Below are 21368 nucleotides of genomic sequence, written 5' to 3' on the forward strand. Positions count from 1 at the left end.
CGACCAGCCGCCACATGCGGCCCGGAGGATCAGCCTCGCCGTCGCGGGTCGTTCGCAAACAGCTCGCCGAGCGGGTGGTCAACCCACCCGGCGAGCATCGGATCCGCAGATCTCGCCAGCTGTCAACCGGGGGGCAGCCGGTTTGCGACGTAGTTGGCCGCGAGGCGACCCGTCTCGGCTCCGCCGTTCATGAACCCGTACCACAGATCGCTGAAGTGCTCGCCGGCGAACACCAGGTTGCGAAACGCCACGCTCAGCTCGTTCTCGATCCAGAAGTACTGGCCGTAGGTCGTGAGCTGCCCAGGCTTGAAGTTGATGTACGCGCCCCGGGTGAACTCTTCGTTCGCCCAGTCGGTGGCTGCACTGAAGCCGTTGTGGGTGTCATCGTCGGCGTCACCCGGGATGATCGTGTAGAGGCTCCTGGCCAAGTCGCGGACGCTCGTCCGATTCTTCTGTACCTGGGCGCCGCCGAAGTAGAACGTCACCGCGCCGCTTGGGGCGTCCGGGCCCTCCCGCTGCGTGGCTTCCCACGCCACGCAGTAGCCGTTGGTGTTCTTGTCAGGTCCCGGAAGCGGCGATCCGTCGACCCACATCCCGTTGGTCCATACCTGCTGCGTACGCCAGATCCGCGGGGTGAAGCCGACGAACGTCTTCTCGTTGCGCCCGAGGTCGATGTCGCGGATGTATCGGCGGAACTGCGACGGCAACGTGACGGTCCACTCGATGGTGCGCAGCAGCGACGCGGGCACCGTGACGATCACGGCGTCGACCTCGACGACCTCGCCGTCCGCGAAGGTCAACATGTAGGTCGACATGCGATCCTCGACGCGCGTCAACACACGACCGAGCTGCACACGGTCGCCGAGCTCGGCAGCCATCGCATCCGGAAGTCGACCGATGCCGCCCTCGAGCACATACTTCTCGTCGCTGTAGCCGAGGATCTCGACGTGCTCACCGTCGGCGACCGGCAGCAGGAACAGCAGCTGCAGGGCTGACGAGTCTCGAGGCTCGGAGCCGTACTCGCTGCGGTTGGCCTGCTCGAGGACCTCGCGCGTGCCGGGTGCGGTCAACTTGTCGGCGTGCTGGTCGAGGTAGTCGGCGACCGACAGCGCATCGAACCGTGAAGCCCACTTGCTCCAGTTCTGATCGAGCAGCGCCGCATCGCGGGAGATCTGTTCGGCGATCGCCTGGAGGTCCGTCGCGAACGTGGCCTCCGGGATGAGCTTGCCGTCGAAGTAGTACGCCTCGGCCTGGTAGGGCTGATCATCGGCGTCCTCGACCCGGTCGAAGAGTTCGTCCCGCAGTTCGTAACGGTCGATGAGGGCGAGCATGTCCGCGTGGTCGCTGTTGATGAACGACCCGCCGTAGTCCAACACGTACTCGGTGTTGTCGTGCACGAGTTTCCGCGAGTAGCACCGTCCACCCACCCGGTCCCGGGCCTCGTACACGGTCGCGTCGATCCGCAGGTCCTGGAGCCAGAGCGCCGCGTTGAGGCCGGCGAGACCGCCGCCCACGATCGCGATCCTGGGCGGATCCATGGCGCGTGCGCTCACGAGCCCGCCGCCGGTCGTGGTGGCGAGCCCGGCCGCCGCGGCCGCCGTCGCACCCGACTTCAGGAACTGCCGTCGCGATACCCGGTACCCGGGACGTTGAACGGCCGCCGGTTGCCCGGCGGCCTCGAGGTTGAGCTGACGCGCACGCTGCAGCGCGCGTACCGTGAACCTGAATAGCGGTGTCCGCCCCATCCTGCGCTGTCTCCGATCTACCCTCGCGGGCGTAGCTAGTCATTACAGGCCATCTGTCGCGCGACAAATGGGCCACGATAACCATGCCAGCACATGTCCTATTGGGCAAGGCCTGACCCGGATTTCCCGTACGAAAGGTCAGGTGGTCGGACGACCACAGCCCCGGGCTGGGGAGCCCGGGGCTGTCAGAACCAGCGGTGCAGTCTACTGCGCCTGTACGAACTCCACATCGATGTCGATGTCGACCTTGCGGCCCACCAGGATGCCGCCGGCGTCCTTCGGACCCTCCCACGTCAGACCGAAGTCGTGACGCACGATCTTGGTCTCGGCCTCGAAGGCGATGCGCTGACCGGCACCCATCGGGTCCTGGGCGGTGCCGAGGTACTCCACATCGAGCGTGACCGGCCTGGTCACACCGTGGACGGTCAACTCGCCCTCAACGATCCAGTCCTCGTCGGACTCCTTGGCGATCCGCGTGCTCCGGAACTCCAGCACCGGATGGTTCTCCACATCCAGGAAGTCCGCCGACTTCAAGTGCCCGTCGCGGTCGGGCTGGTTGGTCTGGATCGAGCCTGCATCGATCGTGACGTTGATCGACGACTGCGTGGGGTCGTCGGCCAGTTCGAGCGTGCCTTCCACCTTCTCGAAGTGGCCACGGACCTTCGACAACCCCAGGTGTCGGACCGAGAAGTTCGCGCTGCTGTGAGCCGGTTCGATGTTCCAGGTGCCGGTCGGGAGCGCGTCGGCGGTCGTGGCGGTTCCTGTGGTGCTCATCGGTGTGCCTTTGCGTCGGGTGCGTTGTGTGTACAATAACCGGACCGTAGTCCGGATAAACACTGTATGCGGACCGGAGTCCGATTGTCAACCGAACGCTTCCTACCCATCGCCGGCGAGCCGCCGCAGGAACGCGCCGACGCCGCGCGCAACCGCGAACGCATCCTCACCGCCGTGCGGGAACTGCTGCGCACGACGACACCGTGCGAGATCTCGATCGACGACATCGCGGCACGGGCGGGCGTGGGAAAGGGCACCATCTACCGACGGTTCGGCGACCGCGGGGGGCTGATGCAGGCCGTCCTCGACGAGCGCGAGCAGGCGTTTCAGGCCGCTGTGCTGTCCGGCGACCCCCCACTGGGGCCGGGCGCGTCCGCGCACGAGCGACTCCCCGCATTCCTGTGCGCGCTCATCGATCAGCTGGAGGAGGTCGGCGACCTGCTGGCCGAGGTCGAGACCGGTCACCAGTGGGCCACCAGCCCGCCGCAGCGCTTCCGGCGCCTGCACGTCGCGATCCTGTTGCGCGAGGCCCGCCCTGACCTCGACGCCGGACCCCTCACCGACGCTCTGCTGGCATCGCTGACAGCCGACCACTACCTGCACCAGCGCCGCACCAGCGGCTACGACCCCGAGCGCATCAAGCAGGCCGTGCGCGCGCTGACGTGCGGACTGCTGCGAGGGTGACGCGGACCGGCCACTCCTGCATCGGCCGAACGTGAAGACGGGTGCTCCGCCCGGTCTCGTCTGCGATCGTGACTGCGCCTGCGAGTCGCCACCGCCGGGGGCGGTTGCCGCAGCGGCGCAGTCGATGTCAAGGTGGTCCCCATGAGCATCGACCTGCGTGACGCGGACTACCACGACGCCGTGTCAACCGCGCTCATCGAAGAGGTCCAGCACGAGTACGTCATCCGTTACGGCGGCCGCGACGAGACCCCGCTCGCAGATGGCGAGTTCGGGCCGCCGACCGGCGCGTTCGTGGTCGTGCGCGTCGACGGCGACCCCGTCGCGTGCGGAGGGGTCCGCCGCCACGACGACGACACGGCAGAGATCAAGCGCATGTACGTCCGCGCGGCGCATCGCGGCACCGGCATCGGCCGGCGACTGCTGACGACGCTCGAACAGCGCGCCCGCGACCTCGGCTACGGCCAGGCCGTGCTCGAGACCGGCACGGCACAGCCCGAGGCGATGGCCCTGTACGCCAGCGCCGGGTACCACCCGATCGCGCCGTACGGGTACCACCGGTGCTCACCGCGGTCCCGCTGCTTCGCCAAGGATCTGTAGCTGCTCCGTACCACCACGTCCCGAATGCCGCAGCCGCTGGCGGAGCGTCCGGTACGGAACCGCCGCGCTATCGGACCGTCACCCGGACCGTTCGCCGACCTCCGAGCACGTTCGTCAACAGGCGTTCGGTCTCGGCGAGCACCAACGGCCCCGGTGCCTCGGGCCCCCGCGCGCGCTGCAGCCGCACCAGCAGCTCGTCGGCGCTGTCGGTCCGGCGCATCCGCTGCAGCGCACCGTTCAGCGTCGTCGCGGCGAAGATGTTCGTCTCACCCTGCACGCTCGCACCACCGAAGACCCCGAGCGTCATCGACTGGCCGGACAGCCGGTGCGGCACCCGCATGCGGCGGTACAGGGTGCGGTGGACCGCGTCGCTGCCCTGACGCTTGACACCGACACGCACGCGGATCAACGCGCCCGGGTTCGGACGCAGCCGCGAGATCGAGCCGATGTCGCGCCACCGGCTCCTGTTGACCTTCACCGCTACGGCACCGAACTGCAGCCGGTCGAACGACTCGTTGACGGTCGAGGTCATGTGGATCGTCTCGTACGAGACGTTGCCGCCGAGCTGCTCGATGACGAACAGCCAGTCGAGCATCTCGAAGATCGACTCGAACGAGACGTCGAACCGGTTGGCGAAGCGGTTCCTGCGCCGCAGCTGGAACGCCTCACCCTGGCGGTCGGTCGCCTCGAGCGTCCACGTCAGCGACGCCCGTCCCTCACCGATCTTGTCGAGGATCCGATCCAGGTTGGCAAGCAGGTGGAACGGGGCGATGTCGGGCACGTCGTCGTCCCGGTTGACGAAGGTCCGGCCGTCCCGGGACTCACCGGTCGTCGACGACCGCACCGTGGACGAGATGACCGTGGGTTCGGGGCCGTCGCCGAGCGCGGCACGGAGTCCGGTCAACCGGTCCTGGTCCACCGTGCCGACCACGCCGCCGGGGTTGGCGATCTTGTAGGAGAACCCGCCGTCGGGCTGGATGACGATCGCGTCCGCTGTGTGCGCGCTCAACGCGGTCCGGCCCGTCCAGAGGAACGGATGACCGAAGGCGAGTGCCATTCCGTCGCAGGTGTCGGTCGTGGTCCCGATGCCGACGGCGCTGACGTCGCCGTAGGACAGTGCCGCGGCGAAGTTGCTCCCCGGGAAGATCTCACTCGGGTCGGCCGTGGCCGCCCCCGCGGCAGACGCGGCGAAGGAGGCGATCTCAACCCGACTCCGCAGCCGCTTCTCGAGCTCCGGCAGGCGCGAGCTGCGCAGTCCGGACACCGCGAGCGGCACCGGTAGCGGCGCCATGCCCTCACCGACCTCCGCGCTGCTTGCGTCAGACGCCTCGACCGCGGCCTGCTGCAGCGCCGTCGGCAGCTGCACGTTGTCGTTGAGCGACAGCGACTGCGTCGCCCCCGGGTAGTCGTAGAGCTTCGTCATCTGGGCCGCCGGCGTGAGGCCGGCGATCGACGACTGCTCGAACGCCAGGCTGTAGGAGACCGCCCCGATGAGCCGGCCGTCGGCGGCGTAGACCGGTGAACCCGACATGCCTGCCCAGATGCCGGCACGCTCGACTGCGGGTGAGGAGAGGTCGGCGATGATCAAGTCGATGCCCGGCGCGATGCCGTCGACCAGCACCCCGAGCACCTCCGCGTCGAACGGCTCGGGGGTCGTGCCGTCGGACACGGTCAGGCCCGTCCCCGTCAGGCCGTCGCTGACCTCATCGATCGGCACCGGGGCCGCACATGCACCGTCGGGCGCCTGACCGTGCGCAGGCGGGGTGAGCACTCCCGTCACCAGCGCGGCCGCGAGGGCGATGGACAGGACCGTTCGCGTCGGTCGACGCACCGCGACCAAGCTCATGATCAGACCCCCGAACTCGTCCGCGGCTGAGAGCGTGCACGATCAACCTAGTCCGTCCACGTGCCGGAGAACAGACTGGGAACGAGACCGTTCATCGTCTACTGTGGGGTGTTCGGCACTGCACGCTGCGTGAGCCCGATCGGGCGCCGCACCAGGTGGATGTGGCTCGGACCCGAGCCCGCGTGTGGACGGCGGGCGTAGGCTGTCAGCCGATGCGCGCCGGAACCGTCCTGACCTCTGCCGCGGACCCCGGGTCCGATCGGTTCGCCGGCTACGCGGGCACCCACCGGCGGCTGGTCGCGGATCTGCGCGCGCAGCTCGCGTCCGCCGCGGAGGGCGGTGGCGCGCGGGCGCGTGACCGCCACACGGGCCGCGGCAAGCTGCTGCCGCGCGACCGTGTCGACGCGCTGCTCGACGCCGGCACGCCGTTCCTCGAGCTGTCACCACTGGCCGCGCACGGCATGTATGACGACGAGGCGCCCGGGGCGGGCCTGATCACCGGCGTCGGCCGTGTCAGCGGGCGCGAGGTCATGGTGGTCGCCAACGACGCCACCGTCAAGGGCGGCACGTACTTCCCGGTGACGGTCCGCAAGCACCTGCGCGCCCAGCAGGTGGCGATGGACAACCGGCTGCCGTGCGTCTACCTGGTCGATTCCGGTGGCGCCTACCTGCCGCTGCAGGACGAGGTGTTCCCCGACCGCGAGCACTTCGGGCGCATCTTCCGCAACCAGGCGCTGCTGTCGAAGGCGGGGGTGCCGCAGATCGCCGCCGTGCTGGGCAGCTGCACGGCCGGCGGGGCGTACGTCCCGGCGATGAGCGACGAGACGGTCATCGTCCGTGACCAGGGGACGATCTTCTTGGGCGGGCCACCGCTGGTCAAGGCTGCCACCGGGGAGGACGTGTCGGCCGAGGAGCTCGGTGGTGGCGTGCTGCACGCCCGCGAGTCGGGTGTGGTCGACCATCTTGCGGACGACGACGCGCACGCGCTGACGATCGTGCGGTCGATCGTGGCGACGGTCGGACCACGCCCGGAGCCGCCGTGGGATGTCGCGCACGCCGAGGAGCCCGAGATCGACCCGACGCAGCTGTACGGCGTCGTGCCACCCGACAACCGAACCGCCTACGACGTGCGCGAGGTGATCGCGCGCGTGGTCGACGGCAGCCGGTTCCACGAGTTCAAGGCGAGCTACGGCGACACGCTCGTCTGCGGGTTCGCGCGCATCCATGGCCACCCGGTGGGCATCGTCGCCAACAACGGAGTGCTGTTCAGCTCGTCGGCACTCAAGGGCGCGCACTTCGTCGAGCTGTGCGATCAACGTGGCGTGCCGCTCGTGTTCCTGCAGAACATCACCGGCTTCATGGTCGGCAGGGAGTACGAGGCGGCCGGCATCGCCAAGCACGGCGCGAAGATGGTGATGGCGGTTGCGTGCACGCGGGTGCCCAAGCTCACCGTGATCATCGGCGGGTCGTTCGGAGCCGGCAACTACGCGATGTCGGGCCGCGCCTATGACCCGCGGTTCGTCTGGATGTGGCCCAACGCCCGCATCTCGGTCATGGGTGGGGAGCAGGCGGCGACCGTGCTCGCCACGGTGCGGCGCGACAGGATCGAAGCGGACGGCGGCGGGTGGTCGCCGGCCGACGAGGAGGCGTTCAAGGAGCCGATCCGCGAGCAGTACGAGACGCAGGGGCACCCCTACCACGCGACCGCGCGCCTGTGGGACGACGGGGTGATCGATCCTCTCGACACGCGGATGGTCCTCGGGCTGGGACTGTCGGCGTGCGCCAACGCGCCACTGGGCGAGCCCGGGTACGGGGTGTTCCGGATGTGAGCCCGACCATCATGTTCGACCGCGTGCTCGTCGCCAACCGCGGCGAGATCGCCGTGCGCATCATCCGCACCCTGCAGCGCCTGGGTGTGACCTCCGTCGCGGTGTTCAGCGATGCCGACGCCGACGCCCCGCACGTGCGCCTGGCCGACCTCGCGGTGCGGTTGGGTCCGGCGGCGCCGGCCGACAGCTACCTGCACACCGAGCGGGTGGTCACGGCGGCCGTGGAAACGGGTGCGACGGCGCTGCATCCCGGCTATGGGTTCCTCTCGGAGAACCCTGCGCTGGCACGCGCCTGCCAGGCCGCCGGGGTGACGTTCGTCGGCCCACCGGTCGGCGCGATCGAGGCGATGGGCGACAAGGCGCGGGCGCGGGCGCTCATGCGCGACGCGGGCATCCCGGTCGTCCCGGGCACCGACGACGGAGACCTCGACGAGGACGCTCTGGTGGCCGCCGCGGCCGAGGTCGGCCTGCCCGTCATGGTCAAGCCGGTCGCCGGGGGCGGCGGCAAGGGCATGACGGTGGTCACCGGTTTCGGCGATCTGCGGGAGGCGATCGGCGCCGCCCGGCGGCAGGCGGCCGCGGCCTTCGGCGACGACCGGGTGCTGCTCGAGCGATTCGTGGAACGACCTCGGCACATCGAGGTTCAGGTCCTTGCGGACCGCCATGGCACGACCGTGCACGTCGGCGAACGCGAGTGCAGCCTGCAGCGGCGCCACCAGAAGGTCGTCGAGGAGGCACCGTCGCCGCTGCTCGACGGTGATGCACGCGCGGCGATCGGTGCGAGCGCTGTAGCCGCGGCCCTCGCCTGTGGGTACCAGGGTGCCGGGACGATCGAGTACATCGTGCCGGCCGACCACCCGGACACGTTCTACTTCCTCGAGATGAACACGCGGCTCCAGGTGGAGCATCCCGTCACCGAGCTGCTCACCGGGATCGACCTGGTCGAGTGGCAGCTGCGCATCGCGGCCGGCGAGGCGCTCACGTTCGGACAGGACGACGTGGTGTCGAGCGGCCACGCCGTCGAGGCGCGGGTGTACGCCGAGGACCCGGCGCGGGGCTTCCTTCCGACGGGCGGCCGCGTGCTGGCATATGGCGAGCCCTCCGGACCGGGCGTGCGCGTCGACAGTGGCATCGGCGAGGGCACGACCGTGCCCAGTGTCTACGACCCGCTGCTGGCGAAGGTGATCGTCCATGGACCCGACCGCCCCGCGGCGCTGTTGCGCCTCCGGGCGGCGCTGGAGCGCTTCGTCGTGCTCGGGTTCCCCACGAACGTCGGGTTCCTGCGCCGCCTCGTGGCGCACCCGGCGGTGCGCGACGGCGCGATGGACACGGGACTGGTCGAACGCGAGCTCGACGCGCTGACGGCGACGCAGCCGCCGGACCACGTTCTCGTCGCCGCCGCGCTCGCGGACCAGCTCGCCCGTGAGCGTCGTGCCGGCCACAGCGTCTTCGATCTGCACAACGGCTGGCGGATCGGGGGCGCCGCGTGGACGCCGGTGCGCCTGACATCCGGCGGCCGGGCGGTGACCGTGCACCTGCAGGGACCGGCCGCCCGCGCGTCGGTGCGGATCGACGACGATGACGTCATGGCGGCCGCCGCACATGTCAGCGGCGACTGGCTGCACGTCGACGTCGGTGGCCTCGTGCGCCGCTACGTCCACGCTGACGATGGCGACATCACGTGGGTGTCCGATCGGGGGACGGTCTGGGCGGTGCGCCGCCAGCAGCAGCTCGCTGCAGCCGGCGACGCGGAGGCGCACGGTGGACCGGTCCTCGCGCCGATGCCGGGCACGGTGCTCAGCGTCCACGTGGCCGACGGTGATGAGGTGCGCGCGGGCCAACCGGTGGTCGTGATGGAGGCGATGAAGATGGAGCACCAGCTCCGCGCGCCGGCGGACGGCGTCGTGCGCAAGCTCTCGATCGGACCCGGCGATCAGGTGGCGCGCGACCAGACCCTGCTGGCCGTCGAGGCGGACGACACGTCGGGCTGACCGCGGCCGTCGACGACGTCGGTGTGGCCGCATTCGGCACGGTGTTCGGGGTCAAGGCGCCGCAGCCGCCGGTCCGATACCGTGATCCTCATGGACGGGATCGGATTGCTCCACGACGGGTTCCACCGTGCGACGCAGGGAGTCCACGAGGCCGTGGGCGGGCTCGACGTCGACGGTCTGGTCTGGCGACCGGACGCCGAGGCCAACCCGATCGGCTGGCTCGTGTGGCACCTCAGCCGCATCCAGGACGCGCAGGTGGCGGAGATCACGGGCCGCGAGCAGCTCTGGACGACCGCGGACTGGGCGACGCGGTTCGGCCTGCCGGCCGGCGCGATGGACGACGGGTTCGGCCACACGTCCGACGAGGTCGCCGCGCTGCTTCCCGAGAGCGCGGACGCGCTGCTCGCGTACCACGACGCAGTGGCCGCCGCGGTGGCACGCGATCTCGACACACTCGACGCCGACACACTCGACCGGGTGATCGACGAGCGCTACGACCCCCCGGTCACCGTCGCCGTCCGACTGGTCAGCGTGCTCGACGACGCCCTCGAGCACGTCGGCCAGGCCGCGTACGTGCGCGGCCTGTGGGATCGCCTCGACTGACCGCGGCGGTCCGGCCGCGGCGGCGCACCACACGCACGGTGTCGATCAGCTCATCCGTCGGTAGCGACGGACCGCGAGCGGAACGAACACGATGAGGATGCCGGCGATCCAGATCAGCGACCACGCCAGGTGATCCGACGCGTCACCGATGCCCGTGGCGAGCCAGCGCGACGCCTCGGCGACGTGGGTGATCGGGTTGTTCTCGGCGAACGTACGCAGCCAGCCCGGCATGGTCTCGGTCGGCACGAACACCGCACTGGCGAAGACCAGCGGGAAGGTGACGACGAAGCCGGCCGCTTGCGCCGTCTCGGCGTTCGGTACCGACATGCCGACCAGCGCATAGATCCAGCTCATCGCGAAGCCGAGGCCGACGACGACAGCGATCGAGCCCAGCAGACCGAGCGGATCGGGGCGGAAGCCGATGATCAGACCGACGACGGTCATGATCAGCACGACGAAGCACCCGCGCACGAGATCGGCCGTGGTCCTGCCCAGCAGAACGGCCGAGCGGGCCATCGGCAGGGACCGGAACCGATCGATCACGCCCTTCGACAGGTCGTCGGCGAGGGCGATCGCCGTCTGGGTCGATCCGAACGCGACGGCCTGCACGAAGATGCCGGGCAGCAGGAAGTTCGAGTAGTTGTCGTTGTACTGCGGCGGCAGCTCCAGGGCGCCGCCGAACACGTAGCGGAACAACAGCACGAACATGACCGGCTGGATGGTCGAGAAGACCAGCAGCTGCGGCTGTCGTCTGATGTGCGTCAGGTACCGACGCGTGATCGTTGCGGCGTCAGAGAGCGCTGTGCCGAGCCCGATCCGTTGCGGGGACGGCGCCTCAGTCCGCTCCGCGGCGATGGTGGTCATGGTCGGGGACTCCTCACGTCGTCTGCCGCTGACGAGGACGACCCCTGCGCCGTGGTCCCTCGCCGTTCATGGACGGCTCGTCCTCGGCGACGCGGCCGGTGATGTCGAGGAAGACGTCGTCGAGCGTCGGCCGGCGCAATGCGAGATCGGTCACGTCCACCTGCTCGTTGCGGAGGGCGCCGGCGGCGTCGGCGACGGTGGCGACGCCGTTGGTCGCCGGGACCGTGATCGTCAGGTCCCCGGTGCGGCTCGCCTCGCTCTCGCCGACCCTGCTCATCAGGTCGACGACGCGCGCCACGTCGTCGGGTCGTGTGACCTTCACCTCGACGACCTGGCCGCCGACGGACGACTTCAGCTCGTCGGCCGTGCCTTCGGCGATCACGCGTCCGCGATCGATGACCGCGATCTCGTCCGCCAGCCGGTCCGCCTCCTCGAGGTACTGCGTGGTCAGCAGAAGCGTCGTCCCGTCATCGACCAACGCCTTGATCATCTGCCACAGATCGACGCGGCTGCGCGGGTCGAGGCCCGTGGTCGGCTCGTCCAGGTACAGCAGCCGCGGGCGGTTGACCAGGCTCGCCGCGAGGTCGAGCCGCCGCCGCATGCCGCCGGAGTAGGTCTTGACCGGCCGGTCGGCGGCGTCGACGAGGTCGAAGCGTTCGAGGAGTTCGTCGCCCCGTGCCTTCACGTCAGCTTCACGCAGGTGGTACAGGCGGCCGACCATCCGGAGGTTCTCCCGCCCGGTCAGCAACTCGTCGACCGCGGCGTACTGGCCGGCGAGGCCGATCAGCGACCGCACGAGTGCCGGCTGCTCGACGACGTCGACGCCGAAGACGGTCGCGCGTCCGTCGTCGGGACGCAGCAACGTGGACAGCACGCGCACGGCGGTCGTCTTGCCGGCACCGTTCGGACCGAGCAGCCCCAGCACCGTGCCCTCGCGGATCGCCAGATCGATGCCGACGAGCGCGCGCGTCCGGCCGAACGCCTTGCTGAGGTTCTCGACGACCACGGCGGGCGTGTGCGCCATGCTTGCTCCACTCTCCACGATCGCCGAGCCCGCGGAGGCGGACCGGCATCAGCCGTTGGCGGAAACCCTAGCCGCGCATCCGCGGCGCGGCGCGGTCACGGCACACTGACGGGTCGTCTTCGACGCGAGATGCGTGCCTCGAGCAGGGTTCGCGGGAGGCACACGTGGTGTCCACGAGGTGGCACGTCGGTATGGCGGAGGGGACCCGCCCGTGGAACGCTTGGGATCGCCCGAGATCCGGTAAGACTGGCCTGCATGAGCGAAGGCGATGACATCATCCGTGTCCACCTGTGGGTGTCGGGCCGCGTGCAGGGCGTGTTCTTCCGCGCGACGACGGCCGACGAGGCGCGCTCGCGGGGCCTGACCGGCTGGGTCCGCAACGCCGCTGACGGCCGGGTCGAGGCGGAGGTGCAGGGCACACGCAACGACGTCGACCAGCTGATCGACGAGTGCCGCACCGGGCCACCGATGGCCACGGTCGACGATGTCGAGGTCGACCACGTCGACCCGGTCGAGAACGAACGGCGGTTCGAGGTTGTCGGCTGACAGCCGACCCGGGCTGACGAGTCCCGACAAGCTGCTGTGGCCCGACGCGGGGATCACGAAGGCCGACCTGTGGGACTACTACAGCGCTGCCCACGATCGCCTGCTGCGCGCCGTGGCGGACCGGCCGCTGACACTCAAACGTCACCCCAACGGCATCCACCGGTCCGGGTTCGTGCAGAAGCACCTCGGCGACGACGTGCCCGAGGACCTGCACCGCTTCACGACATGGTCGGCGTCGTCGGAGCGCGACGTGAGCTACCTGGTGATCGCCGGTCGGCGCGAGCTGCAGTGGGCGGCCCAGATGGCCGTCGTGGAACTGCACGCCTGGTTGTCGACGACGGATCGTCCCGACCGTCCCGACTCGCTGCTGTTCGATCTCGATCCCTCAGGCGACGACCCACCCGTCGCGACGGTTGCGCTGCGGTTGCGGGAACTGCTCGACGAGCTCGGGCTCGCCGCCCGGGTGAAGTCCAGCGGCAAGCGCGGGCTGCACGTCGTCGTCCGCGTCGAGCGCCGGTACGGCTTCACCGAGCTGCGCGGCTTCGCCCTCGCGCTCGCCCGCTGCCTCGCCGATCGCCACCCAGACCAGCTGACCGTCGAGATGCGCAAGGCCGACCGCGGCCGACGTCTGCTCATCGACTGGTCCCGGCACGGCCAGGGTCAGCACACGGTGGCCGCATGGAGCCCTCGCGTGACACCGGAGGCCACGGTGTCCGCTCCGCTCACCTGGGACGAGGTCGCCGACGGCATCGATCCGCACACCATCACGGTGGGGACGGCGCTGGACCGACCCGACCACTGGGCCGAGCCGGCTCCCGCACACCGCATCGAGCAGGCGCGGGACCGCCTTGAACGCTGGGGCTACCCAGCGGTCGATCGCAGCCCCAGGGCCCGTACCACGACCTGACCCCGCCGCATCACAGGATCGGGGCGGGCTCGTACGCGGCGGCCGTCGGATGGCCCGCCACGACGTCCGCCACCCTGTCGGCCACCGCGCGCACCTGCCGTGACGCCGCGCCGGTGAACGTCTCGGGCTCGGCGACCAGCGCGTGCAGTTCGGTCCGGGACAGCCCCAGGCGGTCGTCGGCGGCGAGCCGGTCCAGCAGATCGTTGTGCTCGAGCCCCTTCTCGCGCATGTCCAGCGCGACCGCCACCGCGTGCTCGCGGATGACGTCGTGGGCGGTCTCGCGACCGACGCCGCCCCGCACCGCTGCGCCGAGCACCCGACCGGTAGCGAGGAAGGGCAGGTAGCGGTCCAGTTCGTGCTCGATCACCGCGGGGTACGGGCCGAGCTCGGAGAGCACCGTCAACAGAGCCTGGTACAGCCCGTCGGCCGCGAAGAACGCATCCGGCAGCGCGACGCGGCGCACGACGCTGCACGACACGTCGCCCTCGTTCCACTGCGCGCCCGCCAGCTCGCCGGTCATCGCTGCGTAGCCGCGCAGCACGACTGCCAGGCCGTTGATGCGTTCACACGACCGCGTGTTCATCTTGTGCGGCATGGCGCTGCTGCCGACCTGTCCGGCCCGGAACCCCTCGGTGATCAGCTCGTGACCGGCCATCAGGCGGATCGTCGTCGCGAGGCTCGAGGGCGCCGCCGCCGCCAGCACCAGCGCCGACACGACATCGAAGTCCAGTGATCGCGGGTAGACCTGCCCGACCGAGTCCAGCACACGATCGAAGCCCAGACCATCGGCGACGGTCGACTCGAGTGAGACGAGCCCGTCGAGGTTGCCGTCCAGGAGGTCGAGCTGATCGGCAGCCGTTCCGACCGGGCCCTTGATCCCACGCAGCGGGTAGCGCTCGAGCAGGTCGCTGATCCGTTCGTACGCGATCAGCTGCTCCTCGGCCACGGACGCGAAGCGTTTGCCCAGGGTCGTCGCCTGGGCCGCCACGTTGTGCGACCGTCCGGCCATCACGACGTGCTCGAACTCGACCGCGCGGGCCGCAAGACGCGCGAGCGTCGCGACCATCCGGTCGCGGATCAGTGCGAGCGATCGACGGATCTGCCACTGTTCGACGTTCTCGGTGACGTCCCGCGATGTCATGGCCTTGTGCACGTGCTCGTGGCCGGCGAGTGCGCAGAACTCCTCGATACGCGCCTTCACGTCGTGGCGGGTGACGCGCTCACGTTCCGCGATGCTCTGGAGGTCGACATCGGTGACCACCGCCTCGTAGTCGGCGATCACCCCGTCGGGAACGGTGACGCCCAGCGCCCGCTGCGCACGCAGGATGTTGAGCCACAGCCGCCGTTCGACGACGACCTTCGTGTGAGGCGACCAGAGCTCCGCCAGTTCGGTCGACGCGTAACGCGCGGCGAGGATGTCGGGGATCATGAGCCCATTGTCGCCCCTCGGCGGCCGCCGCAGCGCCAGGCACGCGACGGGCGCGGTCGTCAGGGTGTCGGGCTCTCCTCCGGCTCGGTGGCCGGCGTCGGATCCGGCGACGGTTCGGGCTGGGCAGTGGGGGTCGGCTCAGGCTCAGGGACGGGCTCAGGTTCAGGCTCAGGGACCGGCTCGGGTTCAGGCTCAGGGGCCGGCTCAGGTTCAGGCTCAGGGGCCGGCTCAGGCTCGGGCGCGGGAGCCGGGGCAGGTTCCGGCTCGGTCGTCGGCGTCGGCGACGGGGACGGGCTGGGCGACGGCGACGGGCTCGGCGACGGGGACGGGCTGGGCGACGGCGACGGCGACGGCGAGGGCGACGGACTCGGCGACGGCGACGACGTGGTCGACTTCTTCTTCGACGACTTCTTGGCGGTGGTCTTCGTCGACGACGTCGTGGAGGACTTGGATGAGGTCTTCGACGACGCGCCACCCTGTGCCGACGGCGTCGTGGCGCTCGACGCGGAACCCGGCCCCGTGCCGCTGTCGTCACTGCGTACGACCACGCCGCCGGAGCCCGAGGAGGAGCTGCCGCCACCCGCGATCCTGAGCACGCGCCCGCCCGGGGTGTTGTCGAAGTTCACGAGTGTGAGCGCGCCCGAGAACGGGTTGCGCAGCTCGTCGGCGCCCGCGAGCGATCCGGCGAGCAGCAGCGACGTGTCGGCGTCGCGGTACACCTCGATCCAGCGCATCACCTCAACGACGTACGCGGTCGAGTGGTTGTAGGAGTGGAGGGCATCTTCGAGCAACTCGTCGTCGAGCAGGTCGCCAGGGTGGGTGCTGCACAGGTGGTCGACGGCCGCGAGCGTTGCGTCGAAGACGTTGTGCGGGTCACGGGTGCCGTCCTGGTTGCCGTCCTGGCCGAACTGCTGCCAGCTGGTCGGGATGAACTGCATGAGCCCGACCGCGCGGTCCCACTCCCTGTCGCCGTCCCAACGTCCCTCGTCGCTGTCGCGGATGGCCGCGAACCCGTTGCCGTCGAGCGCCGGACCGATGATCGGATCGGCGATGTCGCCGCGCGCGTCGATCACGCTGTCGGGCCCGCGGAACATGCCGTGGCGCGACTCGACGCGGCCGATGCCGGCCAGCGTGGCCCAGTCGACGCGGCACCCGTCGACCACCGAGGGCGCCAAGCGAGCAGCGTTCCGATACGCGGCGAGCACGACCTCAGGCACCGCGAGCAGCGCCGGCTGCACGCTGTCGAGCCCCGTCACGGTCGCCGGTGGCACCGATCCGGCCAGCGCATACAGCTGCGATTCATCCTCGCCGGCGCTGTCGAGCAGCTCGAGCGCCCAGTCCTCGACGCCGTCGGTCGTGCGTTCGCGCATCAGTGCGGTCGAGCCCTCTGACGCGGGCGGTCTGGACGCGACGTACTGCTCGTCCGGGGACGTCGGGCCGTCCTCCGGTGGCCGGTCGACCCCCAGGCTCGCGTGGGGATCCGGCACGAACGCCCCGTCGACGAGCGGTTGATCGAGGCTCGGGATCGACGCGCTGGCGGCACCGACCGGCCCCGACACGATCAACGCGACGACCATCGCAAGCGTGCTCGTCAGGGCGATGAATGCCCGTGCTCCCGCCGCCGTCCGCACGTCCTCTCCTCGCCGACTCTCAGACCATCGTAGACAGCGAGGTGGGTCGTGAACACCCCCATTCTCGAACGCGTGCTCAGACGGTCGGAGCCCGGCGTGCGATGTCCTCGCGACGGTGCAGGCCGTCGAAGGTGATGGTGTCGGCTGCCGCGTACGCGACGGCCCGCGCATCCGCGACGCCGTCGCCGAGGCCGGAGACCGCCAGCACACGGCCTCCCGCGGTCACCACGTCATCGCCGTCGCGCGAGGTTCCCGCGTGGAACACGATCGCGCCGTCTCTCGTGACCCGGTCCAGGCCGTCGATGACCACGCCGGTCTCGTACGCGCCCGGATAGCCGCCCGATGCCAGCACGACGGTCACGCAGGAGCGCTCGTCCCAGCGCATCTCAGGGGCAGCCGCGAGCGTGCCCTCGGCACACGCTCGCAGCAGCACACCCAGGTCGGTGCGGATCCGGGGCACCACCACCTGGGCCTCCGGATCGCCGAACCTGGCGTTGAACTCGAGCACCTGCGGGCCACGCTCGGTCAGCACGAGTCCGGCGTACAGGACGCCGACGAACGGCAGATCACGCGCGGCGAGCTCGGCGAGCACGGGACGGAACACGCCGCGCTCCAGCGCTGCCACCGTCGCGTCGTCCAGCGGATACGGACACCACGCGCCCATGCCCCCGGTGTTCGGGCCCTCGTCGCCGTCGAACGCGCGCTTGAAGTCCTGCGCCGGCGCCAGCGGGCGGCAGTCCGCGCCGTCGCAGAGGGCGAGCACCGACACCTCCGGCCCGACGAGGTACTCCTCGATCACGATGACGTTGCCGGCGTCACCGAACAGGCCGGCGATCATCGTCTCCTCGATCGCAGCCACGGCGGCATCGCGGTCCTCGCAGATGCTGACACCCTTGCCGGCGGCCAGGCCGTCGGCCTTGACGACGTAGGGCGGCGCGAAGTCGTCGAGCGCGGCGACCGCGAGATCGGGGTCGTCACCGCTCCAGTAGCGGGCGGTGGCGACGCCGGCAGCCGTCATCACGTCCTTCGCGAACTGCTTTGACCCCTCGATGCGCGCCGCGCCCGACGACGGCCCGAACACCGGGATCCCGGCGGCTCGGACCGCGTCGGCGACGCCCGCGACCAGGGGCGCCTCGGGTCCGACCACCACGAGGTCCGCCTCCATCGACCGCGCCAGGTCCACTACGGCGTCACGGTCGACGGGGTCGACGGCGGGGTGGCACGTCGCGACGTCGGCGATGCCGGCGTTGCCGGGGGCGCAGTCGATGGCGCCGACGGAGTCCGCACGGTCCAGCCCCCAGCACAGGGCGTGCTCGCGGCCTCCGCCACCGATCACCAGCACCTTCATCGCGGATCCCCCAGGCCGAGTGCGTCGTGCAGGGCATCGAGCAGCCCGGCGGGCATCCGCCCCTCGAGGACGAGCCGGGTCCCGTCGCCATCGCGCTCGGCGCGGACCGTCATGCGATTGGTGCTCTTGGCGAACGCCAACGCGAGCAGGCTGAGTCCGACGGTGAGCGGCACGAGCACGATGCTCGCGATCGCGACCAGCGGGGTCGCGTACCGGCGCGTTACGACCAGTACGCCGGCGACCGGCGACTCGACGGTGCAGCTGCGGACCTGCCCGAAGACGCTGCTGGCGACCCGCAACGCCGTCCGCGGCGCTTGGTCGATCAGCCAGTCCTCGTTGACGGGGCGCACCGCCATGTCAGCCACGCTCCAGGGTCTGGCCACGGGCGGGGCCGACCGATACCCAACGGATCGGCACCTGCGTCAGCTCCTCCAGGTGGTCGACGTAGGCCTGTGCCTCCTTCGGCAGGTCCGCGAAGTTCTCCACCTCGGTGATGTCGGTGCGCCACCCCGGCAGGTCCTCGTAGACCGGCGTCGCCCGGTGGATGATCGACTGGTGCGGCGGGAAGTGCTCGTACTCGCTGTCCTGATAGCGGTAGGCCCGGCACACGCGCAGCGTGTCGAACTGACTGAGGACGTCGAGCTTCGTGAGGAACTGCTCGGTCAGCCCGTTGACCCGCCGGGCGTACCGTGCGAGCACCGCGTCGAACCACCCGACCCGCCGTCGGCGACCCGTGGTCGTCCCGTACTCACCGCCGGCCTCGGTCATCCGCTCGGCCAGCGCCTGGCTGTCCGCGGACGCCCCGTCGGCGCCGAGCTCGGTGGGGAACGGTCCCGAGCCGACGCGCGTGACGTACGCCTTGGTGATGCCGATCACCCGGGTGATGCGGTCGGGGCCGAGCCCCGAGCCGGTCAGCGCGCCCCCCGCCACCGGGTTCGATGACGTCACGAACGGATACGTGCCGTGGTCGAGGTCGAGCAGCGTGCCCTGTGCCCCTTCCAGCAGCACGGCGCGACCCGAGTCCAGCGCGTCGTGCAGCAGCGTGCCCGTGTCGGCGATGTACGGGCCCAACCGCTCCGCGTACACCCGGTACGTGGTCTCGATGTCCGCGGCCTTCATCGGCAGCCGGTTGTAAACCCGCGACAGGATCGCGTTCTTCTCCTTGAGCACCGTGTCGAGCTTCTGGCGGAAGATCTTCATGTCGTACAGGTCCTGCACGCGCAGGCCGACCCGAGAGGCCTTGTCTGCGTATGCCGGCCCGATGCCACGCTTGGTGGTGCCGAGCTTCTGCCGACCGAGGTGCCGTTCGGTCAACCGGTCGAGCTCCAGGTGGTAGGGCATGATCAGGTGGGCGTTGCCGCTGATGCGCAGGCGTGAGGCGTCCAGACCCTGATCAACGAGTTGATCCAGCTCGGTCAGCAGCACCCCGGGGTCGACGACGACCCCATCGGCGATCACCGGTGTGACGTGGTCGTACATGACGCCCGATGGCACCAGGTGGAGCTTGAGCGTGACATCGCCGACGACCACCGTGTGTCCGGCGTTGTTGCCTCCCTGGTAGCGCACGACGTAGTCGACGCTGTCTGCGAGCAGATCGGTGGCCTTGCCTTTGCCCTCGTCACCCCACTGGGTGCCGACGACGATGATGGCGGACATGTGGGCGAGTCCCCTCGAGCCGGTGATGCGGGCGGCCGCGCGATTGTAATCACGCGCCGTACGCTCGGATCCATGACCGGGCCGGCGCGACGGTGAGGACGTCGCGCGCAGGATACCGGGACACGTCGTCATCGGGCGTAGGCTGCACACGGACGCAAGGGGGTCGAGTCGTGACGGCGCAAGGCGGTTCACGTCCTGCCCGCGGGTCCCGGACGGCCCGCGTCGTGATCCTGCTGGTGCTGCTGGCCGCCGCGACCGCGGTCGGATGGGCCGCGTCGCCCGCGCTGACGACCACGCTGCTGGATCCCGTGCGCGCCGCGTTCTCCGACGACCCGGCACCCGCGCAGGCGCAGGCGACGGAGGCGGCCGCGTCAACCGCCCCGTCCGACATCACAGCCTCCGCCGCGCCGACGCAACCCGCGACACCGGCGCGGCGACACCGCGTGCGCATCGCCACCCGGCCGCAGGGCGCGAAGGTCATTATCACGCCGCCCGACGGCGGTCCGGCGATCACCGGAACGACGCCGTTCGCCACGGAGGTGCCGGAGGGCCGACCGACCGTCACGGTGACCCACCGCGGCCGGCAGCCCCTGACCCGGCGGGTCAAGGTCGACCGGAACCGGGTGCTGCGCTGGTGGTTGGACCCGCGCGGACAGCTCCATCACAAGGTCGCACAGTTCCGGACCGGATCGGCACCGAAACAGGTGGCGTTCTCGCCTGACGGCCGCGAGCTGTGGGTCACACTGCTGGGCGGTCCCGGTGTCGAGGTCTACCGGCCGCGCTCGGGCCGGCGGTTGGCGACGGTCGACCTCGGCGATCACGGTGCGGTCGAGGTCATCTTCACCGCCGACGGGACGACGGCGTTCGCCAGCCAGATGGAGAGCGCGTCGGTGTTCGAGATCGACACCGCGACGCGCCGCGTCCGCCGACAGCTGCGCACGGGTGGATCGTGGACCAAGGTCATGGCGCTGAGCCCGGACGAGTCGAGGCTCTACGCTTCGAACTGGTCGAGCAACGACGTGTCGGAGATCGATCTCGACACCGGGCGCGTGCGGCGCCGGCTGCGCACGGTCGCCACGCCACGTGGGCTCTTCGTCACCGACGACGGCGACACCCTGTACGTGGCCGGTTTCGACGCGGGACAGGTCCAACGGATCGATCTGCGCGACGGATCGTCACGCATCCTCGAGACCACCGGCGGCGCGATGCGCCACCTCGTCGGGGATCCGGACCGAGGGCGTCTCTACGCGGACGACATGGGCACCGACGCGGTCTACGTGCACGACATGAGTGGGCGTCGCGTGCGCGAACTGGCCGACACGGACGCCAAGCCGAACACCATCGACCTCGGTGCCGACGGCCGCGTGCTGTACGTCTCGAACCGGGGTGCCAACAACCCGCAGTCCTACTACCTGCCGGGTCCCGAGTGGGGGTCGGTGCTGGCGTTCGACGCGCGCAGCGGGGAACCGCTCGACGCGATCGTCGGGGGCAACCAGACCACAGGGCTCGACGTGTCCGACGACGGCAGCCTGCTGGCGTTCTCGGACTTCCTCGACAACCGGGTGCAGGTCTACGAGGTGCCACCCCACGACGAATTGGCGGCGGGCGACGGTGGACGCTTCGGCCGCCACCGCGCCGATCTCGTGAAGTAGCGCACGGGGCGGCGCCAGGAGAAGCGGGGCCGCGCCGGGCGGATCAGCCGCGATGTCAACCTCCGGTTGCCTGATGCGCTCATCGCCGCCACCGCGCTCGAGCACGGGTTCAACCTCGCGACACGCAACCACGCAGACGTTGCGCCGGTCACAGGACTTCGTGTCCACGCACTCCGCGCCTTCACATCCAGGGCATTCCCCGGCATCCGGGGGCTCCCCGACGGTCTTCAACCGCTGGCAGC

General features: G+C 70.4%; 18 protein-coding genes. 8 read left to right on the top strand and 10 right to left on the bottom strand.

Annotation, left to right across the window (positions count from 1 at the left end):
- Nucleotides 1-122 precede the first annotated feature (122 nt).
- Nucleotides 123-1745: an FAD-dependent oxidoreductase gene (locus tag VFZ70_10095; protein ID HEX6256145.1), complete on the bottom strand. Its 1623-nt coding sequence runs from the start codon at nt 1743-1745 to the stop codon at nt 123-125.
- A gap of 204 nt (nt 1746-1949) precedes the next feature.
- Nucleotides 1950-2519 carry a YceI family protein gene (locus VFZ70_10100; protein HEX6256146.1) on the bottom strand — a complete coding sequence of 190 codons (570 nt, stop codon included), beginning with the start codon at nt 2517-2519 and terminating at the stop codon, nt 1950-1952.
- Between the two features lie 84 nt (nt 2520-2603).
- On the opposite strand from VFZ70_10100, the gene VFZ70_10105 reads away from it, so the two are divergent.
- A complete protein-coding gene (locus tag VFZ70_10105) occupies nt 2604-3203 on the top strand; it encodes a TetR/AcrR family transcriptional regulator (GenBank protein HEX6256147.1) in 600 nt (199 codons plus the stop codon).
- A gap of 141 nt (nt 3204-3344) precedes the next feature.
- Nucleotides 3345-3800 carry a GNAT family N-acetyltransferase gene (locus VFZ70_10110; protein HEX6256148.1) on the top strand — a complete coding sequence of 152 codons (456 nt, stop codon included), beginning with the start codon at nt 3345-3347 and terminating at the stop codon, nt 3798-3800.
- Nucleotides 3801-3867: 67 nt separating this feature from the next.
- Here VFZ70_10110 and VFZ70_10115 read toward each other — a convergent pair whose 3' ends face one another.
- The gene (locus VFZ70_10115) at nt 3868-5646 is read right to left on the bottom strand and encodes a hypothetical protein (GenBank protein HEX6256149.1); all 1779 of its coding nucleotides are present in this window, start codon (nt 5644-5646) and stop codon (nt 3868-3870) included.
- 212 nt (nt 5647-5858) lie between these two features.
- Here VFZ70_10115 and VFZ70_10120 point away from each other — a divergent pair, with 212 nt between their 5' ends.
- The 3 genes from VFZ70_10120 (at nt 5859) to VFZ70_10130 (ending at nt 10069) form a co-directional block, all read left to right on the top strand.
- The gene (locus tag VFZ70_10120; protein HEX6256150.1) at nt 5859-7475 is read left to right on the top strand and encodes a carboxyl transferase domain-containing protein; all 1617 of its coding nucleotides are present in this window, start codon (nt 5859-5861) and stop codon (nt 7473-7475) included.
- Nucleotides 7472-9466 (top strand): biotin carboxylase N-terminal domain-containing protein, encoded by a 1995-nt coding sequence (locus tag VFZ70_10125; protein HEX6256151.1) that lies wholly within the window; start codon nt 7472-7474, stop codon nt 9464-9466. Before VFZ70_10120 ends, VFZ70_10125 begins: the two co-directional genes overlap by 4 nt.
- Nucleotides 9467-9556: 90 nt before the next feature.
- Nucleotides 9557-10069 carry a DinB family protein gene (locus VFZ70_10130; GenBank protein HEX6256152.1) on the top strand — a complete coding sequence of 171 codons (513 nt, stop codon included), beginning with the start codon at nt 9557-9559 and terminating at the stop codon, nt 10067-10069.
- Nucleotides 10070-10114: 45 nt separating this feature from the next.
- On the opposite strand, the gene VFZ70_10135 is transcribed toward VFZ70_10130, so the two are convergent.
- Nucleotides 10115-10933 carry an ABC transporter permease gene (locus VFZ70_10135; GenBank protein HEX6256153.1) on the bottom strand — a complete coding sequence of 273 codons (819 nt, stop codon included), beginning with the start codon at nt 10931-10933 and terminating at the stop codon, nt 10115-10117.
- 13 nt (nt 10934-10946) lie between these two features.
- Nucleotides 10947-11957 carry an ATP-binding cassette domain-containing protein gene (locus VFZ70_10140; GenBank protein ID HEX6256154.1) on the bottom strand — a complete coding sequence of 337 codons (1011 nt, stop codon included), beginning with the start codon at nt 11955-11957 and terminating at the stop codon, nt 10947-10949.
- Nucleotides 11958-12212: 255 nt separating this feature from the next.
- Here VFZ70_10140 and VFZ70_10145 point away from each other — a divergent pair, with 255 nt between their 5' ends.
- On the top strand, nt 12213-12503 hold the full coding sequence (locus VFZ70_10145) for an acylphosphatase (GenBank protein HEX6256155.1): 291 nt from the start codon (nt 12213-12215) through the stop codon (nt 12501-12503).
- Complete coding sequence (gene ligD / locus VFZ70_10150) at nt 12493-13410, top strand: non-homologous end-joining DNA ligase (protein ID HEX6256156.1); 918 nt, start codon at nt 12493-12495, stop codon at nt 13408-13410. The genes VFZ70_10145 and ligD overlap by 11 nt, the downstream gene beginning before the upstream one ends.
- A gap of 10 nt (nt 13411-13420) precedes the next feature.
- On the opposite strand, the gene purB is transcribed toward ligD, so the two are convergent.
- The 5 genes from purB to VFZ70_10175 form a co-directional block, all read right to left on the bottom strand.
- Nucleotides 13421-14839: an adenylosuccinate lyase gene (gene purB / locus VFZ70_10155; protein ID HEX6256157.1), complete on the bottom strand. Its 1419-nt coding sequence runs from the start codon at nt 14837-14839 to the stop codon at nt 13421-13423.
- A 59-nt stretch (nt 14840-14898) separates the two neighbouring features.
- Nucleotides 14899-16470 carry a lytic transglycosylase domain-containing protein gene (locus tag VFZ70_10160; protein HEX6256158.1) on the bottom strand — a complete coding sequence of 524 codons (1572 nt, stop codon included), beginning with the start codon at nt 16468-16470 and terminating at the stop codon, nt 14899-14901.
- 76 nt (nt 16471-16546) lie between these two features.
- The gene (gene purD / locus VFZ70_10165; protein HEX6256159.1) at nt 16547-17818 is read right to left on the bottom strand and encodes a phosphoribosylamine--glycine ligase; all 1272 of its coding nucleotides are present in this window, start codon (nt 17816-17818) and stop codon (nt 16547-16549) included.
- Complete coding sequence (locus VFZ70_10170; protein HEX6256160.1) at nt 17815-18174, bottom strand: hypothetical protein; 360 nt, start codon at nt 18172-18174, stop codon at nt 17815-17817. The genes purD and VFZ70_10170 overlap by 4 nt, the downstream gene beginning before the upstream one ends.
- Before the next feature lies 1 nt (nt 18175).
- Nucleotides 18176-19474 carry an adenylosuccinate synthase gene (locus VFZ70_10175; GenBank protein HEX6256161.1) on the bottom strand — a complete coding sequence of 433 codons (1299 nt, stop codon included), beginning with the start codon at nt 19472-19474 and terminating at the stop codon, nt 18176-18178.
- 224 nt (nt 19475-19698) lie between these two features.
- Here VFZ70_10175 and VFZ70_10180 point away from each other — a divergent pair, with 224 nt between their 5' ends.
- Nucleotides 19699-21126, top strand: coding sequence for a beta-propeller fold lactonase family protein (locus tag VFZ70_10180; protein HEX6256162.1), 1428 nt, complete (start codon nt 19699-19701; stop codon nt 21124-21126).
- Nucleotides 21127-21368: the final 242 nt, after the last annotated feature.

Source organism: Euzebyales bacterium (assembly GCA_036374135.1).
In the GTDB taxonomy this organism is placed as follows: domain Bacteria; phylum Actinomycetota; class Nitriliruptoria; order Euzebyales; family JAHELV01; genus JAHELV01.

Coding starts and splice junctions, on each gene's coding strand:
- VFZ70_10095 (HEX6256145.1), bottom strand. CDS start 1,745: ATGGGGCGGACACCGCTATTCAGGTTCACGGTACGCGCGCTGCAGCGT.
- VFZ70_10100 (HEX6256146.1), bottom strand. CDS start 2,519: ATGAGCACCACAGGAACCGCCACGACCGCCGACGCGCTCCCGACCGGC.
- VFZ70_10110 (HEX6256148.1), top strand. CDS start 3,345: ATGAGCATCGACCTGCGTGACGCGGACTACCACGACGCCGTGTCAACC.
- VFZ70_10115 (HEX6256149.1), bottom strand. CDS start 5,646: ATGAGCTTGGTCGCGGTGCGTCGACCGACGCGAACGGTCCTGTCCATC.
- VFZ70_10120 (HEX6256150.1), top strand. CDS start 5,859: ATGCGCGCCGGAACCGTCCTGACCTCTGCCGCGGACCCCGGGTCCGAT.
- VFZ70_10130 (HEX6256152.1), top strand. CDS start 9,557: ATGGACGGGATCGGATTGCTCCACGACGGGTTCCACCGTGCGACGCAG.
- VFZ70_10135 (HEX6256153.1), bottom strand. CDS start 10,933: ATGACCACCATCGCCGCGGAGCGGACTGAGGCGCCGTCCCCGCAACGG.
- VFZ70_10140 (HEX6256154.1), bottom strand. CDS start 11,957: ATGGCGCACACGCCCGCCGTGGTCGTCGAGAACCTCAGCAAGGCGTTC.
- VFZ70_10145 (HEX6256155.1), top strand. CDS start 12,213: ATGAGCGAAGGCGATGACATCATCCGTGTCCACCTGTGGGTGTCGGGC.
- purB (HEX6256157.1), bottom strand. CDS start 14,839: ATGATCCCCGACATCCTCGCCGCGCGTTACGCGTCGACCGAACTGGCG.
- purD (HEX6256159.1), bottom strand. CDS start 17,818: ATGAAGGTGCTGGTGATCGGTGGCGGAGGCCGCGAGCACGCCCTGTGC.
- VFZ70_10170 (HEX6256160.1), bottom strand. CDS start 18,174: ATGGCGGTGCGCCCCGTCAACGAGGACTGGCTGATCGACCAAGCGCCG.
- VFZ70_10175 (HEX6256161.1), bottom strand. CDS start 19,474: ATGTCCGCCATCATCGTCGTCGGCACCCAGTGGGGTGACGAGGGCAAA.